A 15,040-nucleotide genomic window follows, 5' to 3' on the forward strand; every position below is an offset into this window, starting at 1 on the left:
CGCCAGCTACTCATTTTGCGCGCTGGGCGGTGCTGTGGCCAACAAATCCGAGTATTTGCGACCCAAAAGCCACATCGCGGGGCGGCGCAATTGCGCGGGATGGGTCGGCGATCACGTCAAAGATGCGGCCATATTGGTATCATTTGGCCGCTCCAGTTGGACCGGGGCGCGGCTAACCCGCGCCCCGACCCGGGTCAGGCATAGGCCGCGCGCATCGGCACCGGTGGCAGCCGGTCGCCAAGGGCACCGAGCGGGCCGACCACCAGCCGGCGCATCGGCTGCCAGAAGGCCGACAGGGTCAGCAGCGCCGATCCGATCACCAATGCCGTCAGCGCCGCACCCAGTTCGACCGCGCCCGCAGTCTGCAACAGCGCATACATGGCGTAGAGGACGTAGGCGAGGCTGGAGACGAGCAGCGCGCGGCGGTCTACTGCGAGTGCAACGACCGCAAAGCCGACATAGAGCAACAGCACGACGGCGGCGATGCCCGGCTGAACCGCGCCGTCGAACACGCCGAGCATGTGGAAGATCGGGTGTGCGATCATGGGCGCGGCGGCAAGATGCAACCAGAAGGCGACATCGGCGCGGCGCGTCTTGCGCTCGCGGTCGGACATGTCCCAGCGCATGGCGAACAGGAACATCAGCACGCCGCCGGCCAGCACGATCGACATCGCCCAATCCTTGGCCGCCGGGAATGCAAGCATGATGAGCGCGATCATCACCCCGACGACCGCGACCGCCCCCGCCGCCACGGTGATCGGAACCATGAACCGCCGCCAGTGCAGCCATGCAGCCGCGGCAGTGACCAGGCCGACCGTGGCAGCAATGCCTGCCGCGACCTGACGCGCAAATGTTTCACCTTCCCGGCTGACATAGCGTTCGAGCCATTCGCCATTGTCCACAACGATGCCCACCAATGTCGCGGCAATGCCCCCGACAAAGGCGAGCAGCAGCAGAATGCTGGGCAGCGCCATGCGGCGCACGCGGGTGAAATACTCGGCCAGCCCCCAGGCCAGTGCCGCGACCGCGAGGCCACCCAGCCAGGGCTTGATCTCGCCGCCGATCCAGGCGACCGCGACGAGCATCAGCGCTGCGGCGATCGCGACGAAGATGTCGTTGAACCCGGTCAACAGTCGGAAATGCTCCTCATCCGCGATCGGCGCAGAGCGCATCGACGCGATATGATCGCGGAATGCGGCGGCGGCTTCAGGGCTGATTGCCCCGGCCTCCACCGCGCTGTTCAGATCCACTTCGCTATACATGGCAGTCCCTCCTGTGCCGGAGAGACTGCCACAAGTGTGTTAGTGATGCAATACGCCGTGGCGCTGGTCTGCCCCACATCGAAAAACTTCAACCTTGCAGCTTGGCCATGATCGTCATTGCCTGCTCGCCACCCGACTTGGGCACGATTTCGCCGGTGCGATCGGTAATCTGTGCCCAATGTGCGGCGACACCCTCGGGGCTCATGTCGTCCCCGGTCAGTCGTGCGCCCTGAGTGAGGGTTACGTAAGCGGCCTGGAACACCCCGGCGCCTGCGCCGACGATCGCGTTGGTCGGCGCATCGTCGCTGACCAGGAACAGCGCAGCGGGCGCGACGCTTTCGGGGGTGAATGCCTTGAAGGCGGCTTCGGGGAAAATATCCTCGGTCATGCGCGTGCCTGCGGTCGGGGCAAGGGTGTTGACGCGGATGTTGTATTTCGCGCCCTCCAGGTAGAGCGTCTTGGTCAGCCCGGCGAGGCCGAGCTTGGCCGCACCGTAATTCGCCTGGCCGAAATTGCCGTAGAGGCCGCTGGAAGATGCGGTCATCAGGATGCGACCGTAATTCTGGTCGCGCATCGTCGCCCATACCGCCTTGGTCGCATTGGCCGAACCATTGAGATGGACATCGATGACGAAGCGGAAATCCTCCGGCTCCATATTCGCAAAGCTCTTGTCGCGCAGCACGCCGGCGTTGTTGATCAGGATGTGGACGCCGCCCCAATTCTCCTGAGCCTGGGCGACCATTTCCTGCATCTGCGCATAGTCGGTAACGCTGCCGCCATTGGCGATTGCCTCGCCGCCCGCAGCTTCGATCTCGGCGACTACCCGCTCGGCCGCATCCGATGCACCGCTGCCATCCCGCGATCCGCCCAGATCGTTCACCACGACCCGTGCACCGCGCCGTGCGAGTTCCAGCGCATAGGCGCGTCCCAGACCACCGCCAGCGCCGGTTACGATTGCGACGCGGCCTGCAAAACTGATGCTCATAACCCTCTCCGCATTGACGTTTCCGTCAAGCTATGCGGCGCACATGCGCGGCTGGCAAGCGGGGAGGTGGGGCGGGGTAGCACCCGCCCCACGGGGCTCATCCGCCGCGCTGGCGGCAATTGTCATACTGGCCCTTCTTACAGATCGGATATTCGGCAAGCGGGGCGGGGGCCGGGAAAGCGACGTCTGGTGCAGGTGCTTGCTGGAACACCACTGTCGTACCCGGCGCGGGCGGCGCCGACATTGGCGGGGTCGCAGGCTGGTAGCCGCCGACCGGATCTTCGGTCGTCGCGGCGGTGGTGGTGGTTTCAGGCGCGGCGGGGGCAGGGGCCGCCATGTCCTGCGCAGCAGCCGTTCCGGCCACCGCGAGCGCTGCGGCGAGTGCGATCAGCTTCATCTTCGTTCTCCTGACATTGTTACGCTTCGGAGCGAATTGCTCGTCGCGCCAACGCGTCAGGAGAAGAATCTTTCCGGAGCGGGCCGGTGCTGCCCGTCAGCGAACCTGACGCAGCACGTTACTGCCCGGCGTCGAGCGAATAGCCGGCCGAGCGCACGGTGCGGATGATGTCCGGGCGGTTGCCGATATTGATCGCCTTGCGCAGCCGCCGGATATGGACGTCGACCGTGCGGCTTTCGATATCGCTGTCATGGCCCCACACCGCGTCGAGCAGCCGTTCGCGCGAGAAGACCCAGCCCGGATGCTCCAGGAAATGCTTGAGCAGGCGGAATTCGGTCGGGCCGAGCGGCACGACTTCGCCCCCGCGCCTCACCTTGTGGCCGACCGTGTCCATTTCGATATCGGCATAGGTCAGCGCCTCGCCCGCCAGCGCCGGGCGCACGCGGCGCAGCACTGCGCCGACGCGCGCGACCAGCTCGCGCGGGGAGAAGGGCTTGGTGACATAGTCGTCCGCCCCGGTCTCGAGGCCACGCACACGGTCCTCTTCCTCGCCGCGCGCGGTGAGCATGATGATCGGGACGTTCGCCGTCTCGCTCATCCGGCGCAGGCGGCGGCACACTTCGATCCCCGACAGGCTTTCGACCATCCAGTCGAGCAGGACGATGTCCGGCGGCGATTCCTGGGCGAGCAGCAAGGCTTCCTCGCCATCGGGGGTGTGGCGAACCTCGAAATCCTCACGGCGGAAATGATAGGTGAGGAGTTCGGCGAGTGCCGCATCATCCTCGACCAGTAGCATGCGGGCGCGGCTCATCTCAGGCCTCCGGAACCTCGACCGTGTCGCGCTCGGCCATGTAGCTGCCGGTCGCGGCAAAATAGACCATTTCGGCGACATTGGTCGCATGGTCGCCGATGCGCTCGATATTCTTGGCGACGAACAGCAGATGCGCGACTTCGCTCACCGTGCGCGGGTTTTCGACCATATAGGTCACCAGCGTGCGGAAGATGCTGTCGTAGAAATCGTCGAGCCGGTTGTCGCGCTCGACCACCCGGATCGCGGCCTCGGCATCGCGTGCCGAAAAGGCGTCGAGCACGTCATGCACCATTTCGCTCGCCATCTGCGCCATGGCGGGCAGGATCGAAATCGCTTCGATCCGGTCGGCACCGGGGGTGTGGACGAGGGGAACGCGCTTGGCGATGTTCTTGGCATAATCGCCGATCCGCTCCACGACCGCCGCGATCTTGAGTGCGGCGACGACTTCGCGCAGGTCGTCGGCCATCGGCGCGCGCAGGGCGATGACGCGGACGGCGAGCTTTTCGACCTCCGCCTCGATCGCGTCGATGGCCTTGTCCTTGGCGCGGACATCCTTTGCCAGAGCGGTGTCGTTGCGGGTCAGTGCCAGCATCGCATCGGCAATTGCTTGCTCGGCAAGGCCGCCCATCTGCGAGATCAGCGCGCGCAGATGCTTGATGTCCTCGTCGAACGCCTTGACCGTGTGTTCCTGGCCCGTTGACATTTCAGCCATACCTTCCGGTGATGTAATCTTTGGTCCGCTCCTGACGGGGCGCGGTAAATATCTGGTCCGTCTCGCCATATTCGACAAGCGTGCCGAGATGGAAAAAGGCGGTGCGCTGGCTGACCCGTGCGGCCTGCTGCATGTTGTGGGTGACGATCACGATCGCATATTTGCCGCGCAGTTCGTGGATCAGCTCCTCGATCTTGGCGGTGGCGATCGGATCGAGCGCCGAGCAGGGCTCGTCCATCAGGATGACTTCGGGATCGACCGCGATGGCGCGTGCGATGCACAGCCGTTGTTGCTGGCCACCCGACAGCGCGGTGCCGCTGTCCTGCAGCCGGTCCTTGACCTCTTCCCACAGCCCGGCGCGCTTGAGCGAGCGTTCGACGATCATGTCCATTTCGTTGCGCGCGCGGGCAAGGCCGTGGATGCGCGGGCCATAGGCGACGTTTTCGTAGATCGACTTGGGGAAGGGGTTCGGCTTCTGGAACACCATGCCGACGCGCGCGCGCAGCTGCACCACATCCATGGAGCGGTCGTAGATATCCTCGCCGTCCAGTGTGATCTTGCCGTCGACCCGCGCGCTGGCGACCGTGTCGTTCATGCGGTTGAGCGTGCGCAGGAAGGTCGACTTGCCACAGCCCGACGGGCCGATGAACGCGGTCACATTCTCCATGTCGACATCGATCGACACGTCGCGGATCGCCTGTTTCTCGCCGTAGAAGACGTTGACGCCGCGTGCCGACATCTTGGGTACAGTTCCGGCCTGGGCGGGCGCGGCGCTGTCGACGGCGGTGCTTGCATAATCGGTTTGGGTCATCACCAGCGGGTCTCGAAGCGGTTGCGAAGATAGATGGCGATGGCGTTCATCGCGAGCAGGAAGATCAGCAGGACGATGATAGCGGCGCTCGTCTTCTCGACAAAGCCACGACTCACCTGGTCCGACCAGAGGAAAATCTGCACCGGCAGCACTGTCGCCGGATCGAACACGCCGCCCGGCGGCGTGACGATGAAGGCGCGCATGCCGATCAGCAGCAGCGGCGCGGTCTCACCCAGCGCGCGGGCCATGCCGATGATCGTGCCGGTCAGGATGCCCGGCAACGCCAGCGGCAGGACGTGGTGGAACACCACCTGAATGCGGCTCGCGCCGATGCCGAGCGCGGCGTCGCGGATCGACGGCGGCACCGCCTTGATCGCGTTACGGCCAGCGATGACGATCACGGGCATGATCATCAGCGCCAGCGTCAACCCCCCGACCAGCGGCGCGGAACGCGGCAGGTGCAGAAAGTTGAGGAACACGGCGAGCCCGAGCAGGCCGAAGATGATCGACGGCACCGCCGCCAGATTGTTGATCGACACTTCGATCAGGTCGGTCCAGCGGTTTCGCGGGGCATATTCTTCCAGATAGACGGCAGAGCAGACGCCGATCGGGAAGGCGATCAGCAACGTCACCAGCATCGTCAGCAGCGACCCCTTGAGCGCGCCCCAGATGCCGACCCCGGTCGGGTCGGTGGCGTCGGAACCCACCAGAAAGTCAATGTTGAACCCCTGGGTCAGCGTTCCCTGATCGCGCAGCCGGGTTGCCACCTTGATCACTTCGGGATCGCTGCCATCGCCCTTGGCGGCAAGCGCAATCGGCGACGAGGCGGGCACGTCGATCGACGCGCGCCCCTGCAGCAACTCGGGCCGCGCCTTGAGTTCGTCGCGGACGGTGACCCATGCACTTTCGGAGATATAGTCGGCGCCCTCCGGGCCGAAGGCGGCGACGGCGGCATTGGCGACGACATCGTTCAGCCCCGCGCTGGCCAGCGCCAGATCGGCACCCTTGCCGCGCAGCTGTTCCGGCGTGACCTCAAGGGCCGCAGCCTTGAAGTCGATCGGCAGTGCGATCTCGGCGCGCTGAAACCCGCCAATGCCCTGCCACAGCATCGTGACGAGCAGGAAGGCGAGGAAGCTGGCCGAGCCGACGACGGCCGCCAGCCCCCACATGCGGAAGCGACGCTCCTTGGCATAGCGGGCACGGATGCGCTTTTGCATCGCGTCGGTTTTCCAGCCGGTCGGAGCCGCGCGTGCGGGCTCTTCGTTACCGGTCGGGAGCTGCGGGATGAGGCTCTCACTCATAAGCTTCGCGATACTTTTTGACGACGCGCAGCGCGACGATGTTGAGGAGGAAGGTGATCATGAACAGCGTGAGGCCCAGCGCGAATGCGGCGAGCGTTTTGGGGCTGTCGAACGCGGTCTCACCGGTCAGCAGGTCGACGATCTGCTTGGTCACGGTGGTCGCGCCATCGAACGGGTTGAGCGTGATGTTGGCTGCGCCCGATGCCGCCATCACCACGATCATCGTCTCGCCGATCGCGCGGCTGACCGCCAGCAGGATGCCGGCAACCACGCCCGGCAGTGCGGCGGGGATCAGGACGCGCTTGATCGTCTCGCTGGTCGTCGCGCCCATGGCGAGCGAGCCGTCGCGCATCGCGGTGGGAACCGCGGCGATCGAGTCATCGGCCATCGACGATACGAACGGGATGATCATGATGCCCATCACCAGCCCTGCCGAGAGCGCGCTTTCGGCCGAGGCGAACTGAAAGCCCAGCATCACCGCAAAGTCGCGGATCAGCGGGCCGACCGTCAGCGCCGCGAAATAGCCGTAAACGACGGTCGGCACACCCGCCAGGATCTCCAGGATCGGCTTCATCCACGCCCGGAAGCTGCGCGGGGCATATTGCGTGAGGTAGATCGCGCTCATCAGGCCGAACGGGATCGCGATGATCATCGCAATGACCGCGCCGATGAAGAAGGTGCCCCAGAACAGCGGCAGCGCGCCCAGATTGGCGCCGGGATCGTCGGCGCGAATGACCTGGGGGCTCCAGTTCAGCCCGAACAGGAAGTCGGTGATCGGCACGATCGAGAAGAAGCGCACGCTTTCAAAAATGAGCGAGAGGAAGATGCCGAGCGTCGTCAGGATCGCGATCAGCGACGCGACCAGCAACAGCATCATCACCGCCCGTTCGAACTTCGTCCGTGCGCGGAAGTCCGGTTTGACCTTGGTGAAGGCGAACGCACCAAAGGCAAAGGCGAGGATCAGCGCCAGCGCGGTGCCGATCCAGTCATAGCGGTTCAGCGCCGTGGCATAGGCCGGCGCAAGCTGTTCGGCGAGGGGATAGAAGGCGCCCTGGCTGCTGCCCTGTGCAAGGCTGCGCGCCTCGTTGAGGATCGTCTCCCGCTCGAACCCGAATGCCGGAAGCTGTGCGGCGGCCGGGGTGGAAAGCACCGTTTCGGTGACCAGCCCGGGGCTGATGTTGACCCAGAAGACCAGGAAGATCAGCGCCGGGATGACCGCCCAGGTCGCGACATACCAACCATGCTGGCTAGGCAGGCTGTGCAGCCGTTTGGCGGGCAGCCCGCGTGCCATGCGCGCCGCCCGCGCGCGCGCCGTCAGCCAGCCAATCAGGCCCAGGCCGAGGATCAGGAACAGGAGTGCGAAAACATTCACCGGTCGAAGCCGCCTATCTGGGAACGATGTTGGTATCGGTTCGGATTATTTCAGATCGCCGCGCTGCATCGTCAGGCCCTTGGCGATGGTGTCGCTCGCCTTGCTGCGGTCCGCGTCAGACGAGGCGATCATGCCGCGCTTGGCCAGCGGGCCCCCGGGGCCCCACATCCGGGTATATTGGGCCAGGAATTCATTGATCCCTGGCACCGCCTTCAGATGCTGTTTCTTGACGTAGATGAACATTGCGCGCGCACCCGGATACTGGCCCGACGAGATCGCCGCATAGCTGGGCTCGACCCCGTTGACCGGGACGCCCTTAAGCCGCGACGCGTTTTCCTCAAGGTAGGAATAGCCGAACACGCCGATGGCATTGGGGTTGGCGCTGAGCTTCTGGACGATCAGATTGTCGTTCTCACCCGAATCGACATAGACGCCGTCCTCGCGCACGCGGGTGCACAGCTCGGTTGCCTTGTCCTTGTCGGTCTTCTCGATTTCCTTGACCTGCGGATAGGCCTCTTCGCAGCCCGGATGCATGATCAGTTCGTGCAGTGAATCGCGCGTGCCGCTGGTCGCCGGCGGGCCCATGACCGAAATCGGCACCGCCGGCAGCGACGGGTTGATGTCCGACCACAGCTTCGACGTATTGGGTTTGCCCATCGGGCTTTCGGCGAGCGCGCGATACGCTTCGGCCAGCGTCAGCCGGATCTTGGGGCCATTGACCGATTCGGCAAAGGCGATGCCGTCCATGCCCACCTGAACCTCAAGAATGTCGGTGACGCCGTTGCGCTGACACAGGTCGAATTCCGACGCGGTCATCCGGCGCGACGCGTTGGTCATGTCGGGGTGCTGCGGGCCGACGCCCGCGCAGAACAGCTTCATGCCACCGCCGGTGCCGGTCGATTCGATCACCGGGGCCTTGAAGCTGCCCGAATTGACAAATTGTTCGGCGACCATGGTGGTGAAGGGGTAAACGGTTGAAGAACCGACGATCTTGATCTGATCGCGCGACGCCTGGCCCCCGCCGCCACAGGCAGACAAGGTCAGCGCCGAAAGCGCGATCAGCGAAAAACTGCGCATCGTGATTCCCCCCGGCCATCTTGCGAGTCGCGAAACAGGGGCCGGTCCCGCCCGCGCTGGCCGTCTGTTGCAGTTGCGTGACGCTATGATGACACGGGCCCCGGAATCGGCGCGACAGGCAGCAGAATGGTGACCGAAGTACCCTGGCCCACCACGCTCGTGATGTCGAGGCGACCGCGATGCCGCTCGACGATATGCTTGACGATCGCCAGGCCCAGCCCGGTCCCCCCGGCCGCGCGGCTGCGGCTCGAATCGACCCGATAGAATCGCTCGGTCAGGCGCGGCAGGTGCTCGGGCGCAATGCCTTCGCTCTCGTCGCGCACGGTCAGGCGGACCATCGCCGAATCGGTGGCGTCGAGCGCAACGGTCACCGGCGTTCCGGCTCGGCCATATTTCATCGCATTGCCGATTATATTGTGCAGCAGCTGCGAGAGTTGCACCCGGTCGCCGCGTACTCCCGGCAGCGCCTCGACGCTCAGCGCGATGTCCGCGGCCCGCGCCGGCGCGAGGGAGGCCAGCTCGTCGCGGACCTGCGCGAGCAGTGCGGCGAGATCGACGACATCGTCGGGCGCGCGGTATTTCTCCGCCTCGATCCGCGACAGCGAGATGAGGTCGTCGATCAGCCGCCGCATGCGCCGCGCCTCATTATCCATGACCTTCAGGAACCGCGCACGGGTTTCGGGATCGTCCGCGGCATCCTCCAGCGTCTCGATAAAGCCGAGGATGGAAGCGAGCGGGGTGCGCAGCTCATGGCTGGCATTGGCCACGAAATCGACCCGCATCCGGTCCGCCGCATGCGCGCCGGTGCGATCGCTCAAATGGACGACCCGCGCACCGCCCGGCAGCGCGCGCACGCGCATCTCCCAGCGCTGGTCGCGGGTGCCGAGACCAACCAGATGGATCGGGCCGCCCGGCGCGCCCTCGACCGGGTTGAGCAGCCGTTCGGCGGCGGCCGGGTGCCGGATCGCAACGCGGACATCCTCGCCCAGGATATGCTCGCCGAGCAGCGCGCGCGCGGCGCGATTGGCCGCTTCAACCCGCTGCGCCTCGACCAGCAACATCGGTTCGAACACCGCCTCGATCGCCTCGGCCACGCCGGCGGGGGCAGTGCTGACCGGGTCGGGGCCCGGTATTTCGTGGGCCGGTTCCTCGGGCGGGGGCGAAGCGATCAGCGCCGCCAGCGTCGCGCCGACGAGCGCGATCCCGCCCGCCTGTGGTCCGGCGGTGATCCACGCTACAACCGCGGTGACGAGGACGGCGATCAGCGCGGCGAAGGTGCGGGGGTTGGTCAGGCTGGGCATGACTTCATGCCTAACCGATCATCCGCGCGATTCACACTTGTGAAAGGCCATTATGCGAGGGAAGAACGCATATGGCCGACACCACGCCCCCCAAGGACGGATCGCCGAAACGCCCGAGCAGGCGCGCGCTGATGCTGGGTGCCGCAAGCGCGTCGGCGATTGTGTCGATCAAACCGGCGCTCGCCCAGACTGCCGGATCGGTGCTGAATTGCGAGATTCCGGTCCCCGATGCAGGACGCGCGGGCAACTATATCGCCGCCGATGGATCGCTGGTGCCGGCCGGGACGCAGGGCGCGTTTCCGCCGGCCGGACGCAATTTCAAGGGTGAAGAGGTCAAGCAGGCGCTGAACGGCGCGAACCTGCCCGGCACGACCTATGAGCAGAGCCGCGCCTACACCAATTATATCCGCCGGCTGCAGCGCGGGACGAGCGGCTTTACCTGTTTCGCATCGCTTCAGATGCCGCGCGGGTAACGCCGCATGACCCGGTACCGCGCCGCGCCCGCCGCGACGCTGCGGATCGAGCCGCTCGATGCGCTGACGCTGATCTATCACCGCGCGTCGGGGATCACGCATCTGGTGGATTCGCCGGTGCCGGAATTGCTCGAACTGCTGGCCGCGCCATTGACGCTTGAGCAGGCGTTGGCGGTGCTGACCGAGCGGTTCGATCTGGTCGATCCCGACCGCGATGCGCTCGCCGCGCGGATCGAAGAGCTGGTCGCGTCCGGGCTGGTGGAGCGGCTGTGATGCGCCATGCGACCATGCTCCGCATCGGCCCGGTGGGGTTCCGCATCGGCAGCGACTGGCGCGTGCCGGTTGCTGCGCTGGACGATCTCTACCGCGACTATCCGCAGCCTCAGGACGGCATTCCCGATTTCACCGTCCGGCTGTTCGCCGCGCGACCGTGGCGGCGCTGGATCCGCCCCGCCGTGCATCTGGGCGGCGATTTCGTGATCCCGGAAGCGGCGCCGCTGCCGCTGGCACAGGGGGTGCTTGCGGCGGAAATGGCGATGAACTTGCAGATGGCGCTGGGGCAACGGCGCTATCTGCTGATCCACGCCTCGGCTGTGGAAAAGGACGGGCGTGCGCTGCTGATGACCGGCGAGAGCGGGGCCGGGAAGTCGACGCTCGCCGCGCTGCTGATGGCGCGCGGATGGCGGCTGATGGGCGACGAGTTCGCGCTGCTCGATCCGGTAACGGGGATGCTGCACGGTTTCCCGCGGCTGATCAGCCTCAAGAATGAAGCGATCGGGGTGATGCAGTCGGCGCTGCCCGATGCGCGCTGGGGGCCTTTGCTCGCGGGTACGCCCAAGGGGGATATCCGCCATTTGGTGCCTGACGCCCGCGCGATTGCCGCGATGGATGCGCCTGCGCGGCCTGCCTTGATCCTGTTCCCCGCATTCGGCCATCAAATCGCCGAGCGCGCGGTGGAGCCGAGCGAGTGTTTCGTCCGGCTGACGCAAGCCTCGACCAACTATGTCGCGCTGGGCGAGGCCGGGTTCGATGCGCTGACCGGCCTGGTGCGCGGGGTGCCGGCCCGTGCGATCGACTATCCCGACACCGACGGCGCGATTGCGCTGGTCGAGCGGCTGTGGGGGGAGCTGGCGTGAGCGGCGCGCTGGTCGCCCGCGCGCTGCGCGATCCGGCGTCGGTGCTGGCGCTGGATGCTGCGGGATGGACGGTTTTGCTGTGCGCGGCGCGGGCCGAGACGCTGATCGGCAGCCTGGCGCACCGCGTCGAAGGGCTGGCGATCCCGGATGCAGCAGCGCGGGTGTTGGCAGACGCGCGCGCGGCGGCCGAGCAGGGGCGGATGGCGGCGTTATGGGAGGCCGAGATGGCGCGGCGCGCGCTCGCGCCCAGCGGTATGCCGGTCGTGCTGCTCAAGGGCACCGCATTTGTCGCGAGCGGGCTGGCGGCGGGGCAGGGGCGGCAGATCGGCGATCTCGACATCCTCGTCCCGCGCGAGCGGATCGACGAGGCGGAGGCGCTGCTGCTCGCCGCCGGGTGGGAGTGGGTCAAGCCTGATCCCTATGACGACGCCTATTATCGCCGCTGGATGCATGAACTGCCGCCGCTGATCCATCGTGAGCGGGACCGGATGATCGATGTCCACCACACGATCCTGCCGCTGACCGCGCGGGTCACGCCCGATGCGGCGGCGCTGATCGCCAGCGCGGTCCCGCTCGGCAATGGCCTGTCGGTGCTGCCGCCCGAGGGGATGGTCGTCCATGCGGCGGCGCATCTGTTCGCCGATGGCGATTTGCAGGGCGGCTTGCGCAATTTGTGGGATATCCACTGCCTGCGCGGCGAGTTTGGCGGGGTGGAGTTCGACCTGAGCCTCACGGCCTGCGCGGCTCAGCACGGCTTGACCCCTGAGGTCGAGCGCTCGCTGCGGCTATCGGCGCATCTGTTCGGGGATGGCGCGGCACTGACCCTTGCCGACCGCGTCTATGTCCGCCGCCTGCTGGCGCGCGATGGCTGGGGCCGGCGCACCCGCAAGTTGACCGAGCTCGCCTTCTACCTGCGCGGCCATTGGCTGCGCATGCCACCGCTCATGCTGGCGCGGCACCTGTGGACCAAGTGGCGGAAAGGCTATCGCCCAGCCGGATAAGCGTCGGCACCAGTTCGTCATAGCCGTCGATCACTTCGTCTGCGCCGAGTTCCTCGACCGGCTGCATCAGGAAACCGAAGCTGACCGCGATGCTCGGGATGCCCGCATTCTTCGCCGCCATGATGTCGTAGATCGAATCGCCGACGAACGCGGCGCGCCCACCGCCGCATCTGGCGATCATTTCATGGATCGGGGCGGCGGAGGGCTTGGCGTTGCCGCGCCCCATCGTGTCGCCGCCGATGACGCAGGCAAAGCGGTGGTCGATGCCGACTTCGCGCACCAGCCGCGTCGCGAACCGCTCGAACTTGTTGGTGACGATGGCGAGCTTGACCTCGCGCGCCTCCAGATCGTCCAGCGCCTCCGTCAACCCGGCGAAGGGCACCGTCCCGTGCGAGAGGTTGTCGCCATAGAATTCGAGCAATGCCGGATAGGCCGTGGCCATGACCGCATCGTCATACCCGCCTGATTCCTCCAGCCCCTGTTTGAGCATATTCTTCGCCCCGCCGCCGATCATCGACTTGATCCGGTCGGGCGCAAGGGTGGGGCGGTCCACCAGCGCCAGCGCATGGTTGGTCGCGGCCAGCAGGTCGGCGCTGGTGTCGAGCAGCGTGCCGTCGAGGTCGAACCCGACGATAGCGAACGGAACATCGGTCATCGCGCCAAATGCCTGCGCCGCTATGGAAATTGCAACATGATCGTGGCAGTGCGCCCGCCAAGGGGAGCTATCGACCAATGACCAAGCCGATCGCCGCGATCATCCTTGCCGCCGGAAGCGGGACACGGATGAAGTCCGATACGCACAAGGTGCTGCACAGAATCGCGGGCAAGCCGATGCTGCTGCACCTGACCGATGCCTTTGCGGCGGCGGGCGCGGCGGAGAAAGTCGTGGTGGTCGGCGCACGGCGTCAACAGGTCGAGGCGGCGGTCGCGCCGCTCGGCGTGAAGATCGCGCATCAGGCCGAGCAACTCGGCACCGCGCACGCCGCGCTGATGGCGCGCGACGCGCTGGCGGGGTTTGACGGCATTGTGATCGTCGCATTCGGCGATACGCCCTTCCTGTCGGCACAGACGATTGCCGCGATGGCGGCGCGGCTCGATGCGGCGGATGCGCCGCGCGTCGCGGTGCTCGGCTTCCGCCCCGACGATGCCAAGGCCTATGGCCGGATCATCGCCGATGCGAACGGCGCAATCGTCAAGATGGTCGAATATAAGGACGCCAGCCCCGAGGAGCGCGCGGTCGATCTGTGCAATTCGGGCGTGACGGCCGTGCGCGCCGCCGATCTGTGGCCGCTGCTCGACCGGGTCGGCAACGACAATGCGGCGGGCGAATACTACCTTCCCGACATTGTCATGCTGGCGCTGGCCGATGGCGACCGCGCGGTGGTGGTCGAGACCGACGCCGACGAGGTGATCGGGATTAACAGCCGCGCCGAACTCGCCTATGCCGAGGATCGCTGGCAGGCGGCACGGCGGGCGCAGGCGATGGCCGATGGCGCGACGCTGACCGCACCCGAAACCGTGTGGTTCGCCCACGATACCGCGTTGGGCCGCGACGTGACGGTAGAACCGAACGTGGTGTTCGGCCCCGGCGTGACTGTCGCGAACGGCGTCACCATCCGCGCCTTTTGCCATATCGAGGGTGCGAGCATCGCGACCGGCGCGGAAGTCGGGCCCTATGCCCGGCTGCGCCCCGGCACGGTGCTGGGCGAGAAGAGCAAGATCGGCAATTTCGTCGAGACGAAGAAGGCGGTGTTGGGCAAGGGCGCCAAGGCCAATCACCTGACCTATCTGGGCGATGCTCAGGTGGGGGAGGGCGCGAATATCGGCGCGGGGACCATCACCTGCAATTATGACGGCTTCTTCAAATATCCGACGGTGATCGGGGCGGGGGCGTTTGTCGGGTCGAACAGCGCGCTAGTCGCTCCGGTCAGCATCGGCGAGGGTGCAATCGTCGGCGCGGGCAGCGTGGTGACCAAGGATGTCGAGGCCGACGCGCTCGCGCTGGTCCGTCCCGAACAGACTGGCCTGCCTGGCTGGGCAAAGCGGTTCCGCGCGGCGATGACGGCACGAAAGGCGGCGAAATGAGCGATATCTATGAAGGCAAACCGTTCCTGAAGCTGCTCGACGCCTATGTCCTCGATGCCATCGGCGCGCTCGATGCGGATAGCGATGCGGTGCTGACAGCGCAGGAGCCGGCGTTTCACGCGATGTTCGGCGCGACGGGCGACTGGCGCAGCATTGTGGTAGAGCGGATGCAGTTTCCCGACGGCATGGCGGGCGCGATCAACGAGGTCTGGGCCAAGGGGCGCACCAGGTTCATCGCAGCGCAGGGCCATGAGCCAGACCCGGTCGAATTCGTGCGGAGCTTCGTCGACAGCAAGTTCCCGCATTGACATGATAT

At 66.2% G+C, this 15,040-nt stretch carries 17 protein-coding genes; 6 read left to right on the forward strand and 11 right to left on the reverse strand.

Annotation, left to right across the window (positions count from 1 at the left end):
• Positions 1-194 precede the first annotated feature (194 nt).
• From ACRYLO_RS02740 to ACRYLO_RS02785, 10 genes are all read right to left on the reverse strand, one after another.
• Positions 195-1,262 carry a hypothetical protein gene (locus tag ACRYLO_RS02740; RefSeq protein WP_482658753.1) on the reverse strand — a complete coding sequence of 356 codons (1,068 nt, stop codon included), beginning with the start codon at positions 1,260-1,262 and terminating at the stop codon, positions 195-197.
• Between the two features lie 88 nt (positions 1,263-1,350).
• Positions 1,351-2,247, reverse strand: a complete 897-nt coding sequence (locus ACRYLO_RS02745) for an SDR family NAD(P)-dependent oxidoreductase (RefSeq protein ID WP_482658754.1) — start codon at positions 2,245-2,247, stop codon at positions 1,351-1,353.
• Positions 2,248-2,344: 97 nt separating this feature from the next.
• Entirely contained in the window at positions 2,345-2,644 is a 300-nt protein-coding gene (locus ACRYLO_RS02750; RefSeq protein WP_482658755.1) for a hypothetical protein, read from the reverse strand.
• Between the two features lie 118 nt (positions 2,645-2,762).
• Positions 2,763-3,455 carry a phosphate regulon transcriptional regulator PhoB gene (phoB, locus tag ACRYLO_RS02755; protein WP_066662523.1) on the reverse strand — a complete coding sequence of 231 codons (693 nt, stop codon included), beginning with the start codon at positions 3,453-3,455 and terminating at the stop codon, positions 2,763-2,765.
• A 1-nt stretch (position 3,456) separates the two neighbouring features.
• Positions 3,457-4,158: a phosphate signaling complex protein PhoU gene (gene phoU / locus ACRYLO_RS02760; RefSeq protein WP_482658756.1), complete on the reverse strand. Its 702-nt coding sequence runs from the start codon at positions 4,156-4,158 to the stop codon at positions 3,457-3,459.
• 1 nt (position 4,159) lies between these two features.
• On the reverse strand, positions 4,160-4,978 hold the full coding sequence (pstB, locus tag ACRYLO_RS02765) for a phosphate ABC transporter ATP-binding protein PstB (protein ID WP_482658757.1): 819 nt from the start codon (positions 4,976-4,978) through the stop codon (positions 4,160-4,162).
• On the reverse strand, positions 4,978-6,279 hold the full coding sequence (gene pstA, locus ACRYLO_RS02770; RefSeq protein ID WP_482658758.1) for a phosphate ABC transporter permease PstA: 1,302 nt from the start codon (positions 6,277-6,279) through the stop codon (positions 4,978-4,980). The genes pstB and pstA overlap by 1 nt, the downstream gene beginning before the upstream one ends.
• Positions 6,272-7,651: a phosphate ABC transporter permease subunit PstC gene (gene pstC / locus ACRYLO_RS02775; protein WP_482658759.1), complete on the reverse strand. Its 1,380-nt coding sequence runs from the start codon at positions 7,649-7,651 to the stop codon at positions 6,272-6,274. Before pstC ends, pstA begins: the two co-directional genes overlap by 8 nt.
• Positions 7,652-7,696: 45 nt before the next feature.
• On the reverse strand, positions 7,697-8,728 hold the full coding sequence (locus ACRYLO_RS02780; protein WP_482658760.1) for a substrate-binding domain-containing protein: 1,032 nt from the start codon (positions 8,726-8,728) through the stop codon (positions 7,697-7,699).
• 83 nt (positions 8,729-8,811) lie between these two features.
• Positions 8,812-10,029, reverse strand: coding sequence for a sensor histidine kinase (locus ACRYLO_RS02785; RefSeq protein WP_482658761.1), 1,218 nt, complete (start codon positions 10,027-10,029; stop codon positions 8,812-8,814).
• Positions 10,030-10,100: 71 nt separating this feature from the next.
• On the opposite strand from ACRYLO_RS02785, the gene ACRYLO_RS02790 reads away from it, so the two are divergent.
• From ACRYLO_RS02790 to ACRYLO_RS02805, 4 genes are read left to right on the forward strand one after another with little or no spacing between them, the layout of a single operon-like run.
• The gene (locus tag ACRYLO_RS02790; protein ID WP_294017238.1) at positions 10,101-10,502 is read left to right on the forward strand and encodes a hypothetical protein; all 402 of its coding nucleotides are present in this window, start codon (positions 10,101-10,103) and stop codon (positions 10,500-10,502) included.
• A gap of 6 nt (positions 10,503-10,508) precedes the next feature.
• On the forward strand, positions 10,509-10,775 hold the full coding sequence (locus tag ACRYLO_RS02795; RefSeq protein WP_482658762.1) for an HPr-rel-A system PqqD family peptide chaperone: 267 nt from the start codon (positions 10,509-10,511) through the stop codon (positions 10,773-10,775).
• Positions 10,775-11,638, forward strand: coding sequence for an HprK-related kinase A (locus ACRYLO_RS02800; protein ID WP_482658763.1), 864 nt, complete (start codon positions 10,775-10,777; stop codon positions 11,636-11,638). The genes ACRYLO_RS02795 and ACRYLO_RS02800 overlap by 1 nt, the downstream gene beginning before the upstream one ends.
• Positions 11,635-12,639: a nucleotidyltransferase domain-containing protein gene (locus ACRYLO_RS02805; RefSeq protein ID WP_482658764.1), complete on the forward strand. Its 1,005-nt coding sequence runs from the start codon at positions 11,635-11,637 to the stop codon at positions 12,637-12,639. The genes ACRYLO_RS02800 and ACRYLO_RS02805 overlap by 4 nt, the downstream gene beginning before the upstream one ends.
• On the opposite strand, the gene ACRYLO_RS02810 is transcribed toward ACRYLO_RS02805, so the two are convergent.
• A complete protein-coding gene (locus tag ACRYLO_RS02810) occupies positions 12,581-13,294 on the reverse strand; it encodes an HAD-IA family hydrolase (RefSeq protein WP_482658765.1) in 714 nt (237 codons plus the stop codon). The genes ACRYLO_RS02805 and ACRYLO_RS02810 overlap by 59 nt on opposite strands.
• 77 nt (positions 13,295-13,371) lie before the next feature.
• On the opposite strand from ACRYLO_RS02810, the gene glmU reads away from it, so the two are divergent.
• Complete coding sequence (glmU, locus tag ACRYLO_RS02815) at positions 13,372-14,724, forward strand: bifunctional UDP-N-acetylglucosamine diphosphorylase/glucosamine-1-phosphate N-acetyltransferase GlmU (RefSeq protein ID WP_482658766.1); 1,353 nt, start codon at positions 13,372-13,374, stop codon at positions 14,722-14,724.
• Positions 14,721-15,032, forward strand: coding sequence for a hypothetical protein (locus ACRYLO_RS02820; RefSeq protein WP_482658767.1), 312 nt, complete (start codon positions 14,721-14,723; stop codon positions 15,030-15,032). Before glmU ends, ACRYLO_RS02820 begins: the two co-directional genes overlap by 4 nt.
• The last annotated feature ends 8 nt before the right edge of the window (positions 15,033-15,040 follow it).

Source organism: Sphingomonas sp. SDUR79, from assembly GCF_056821745.1.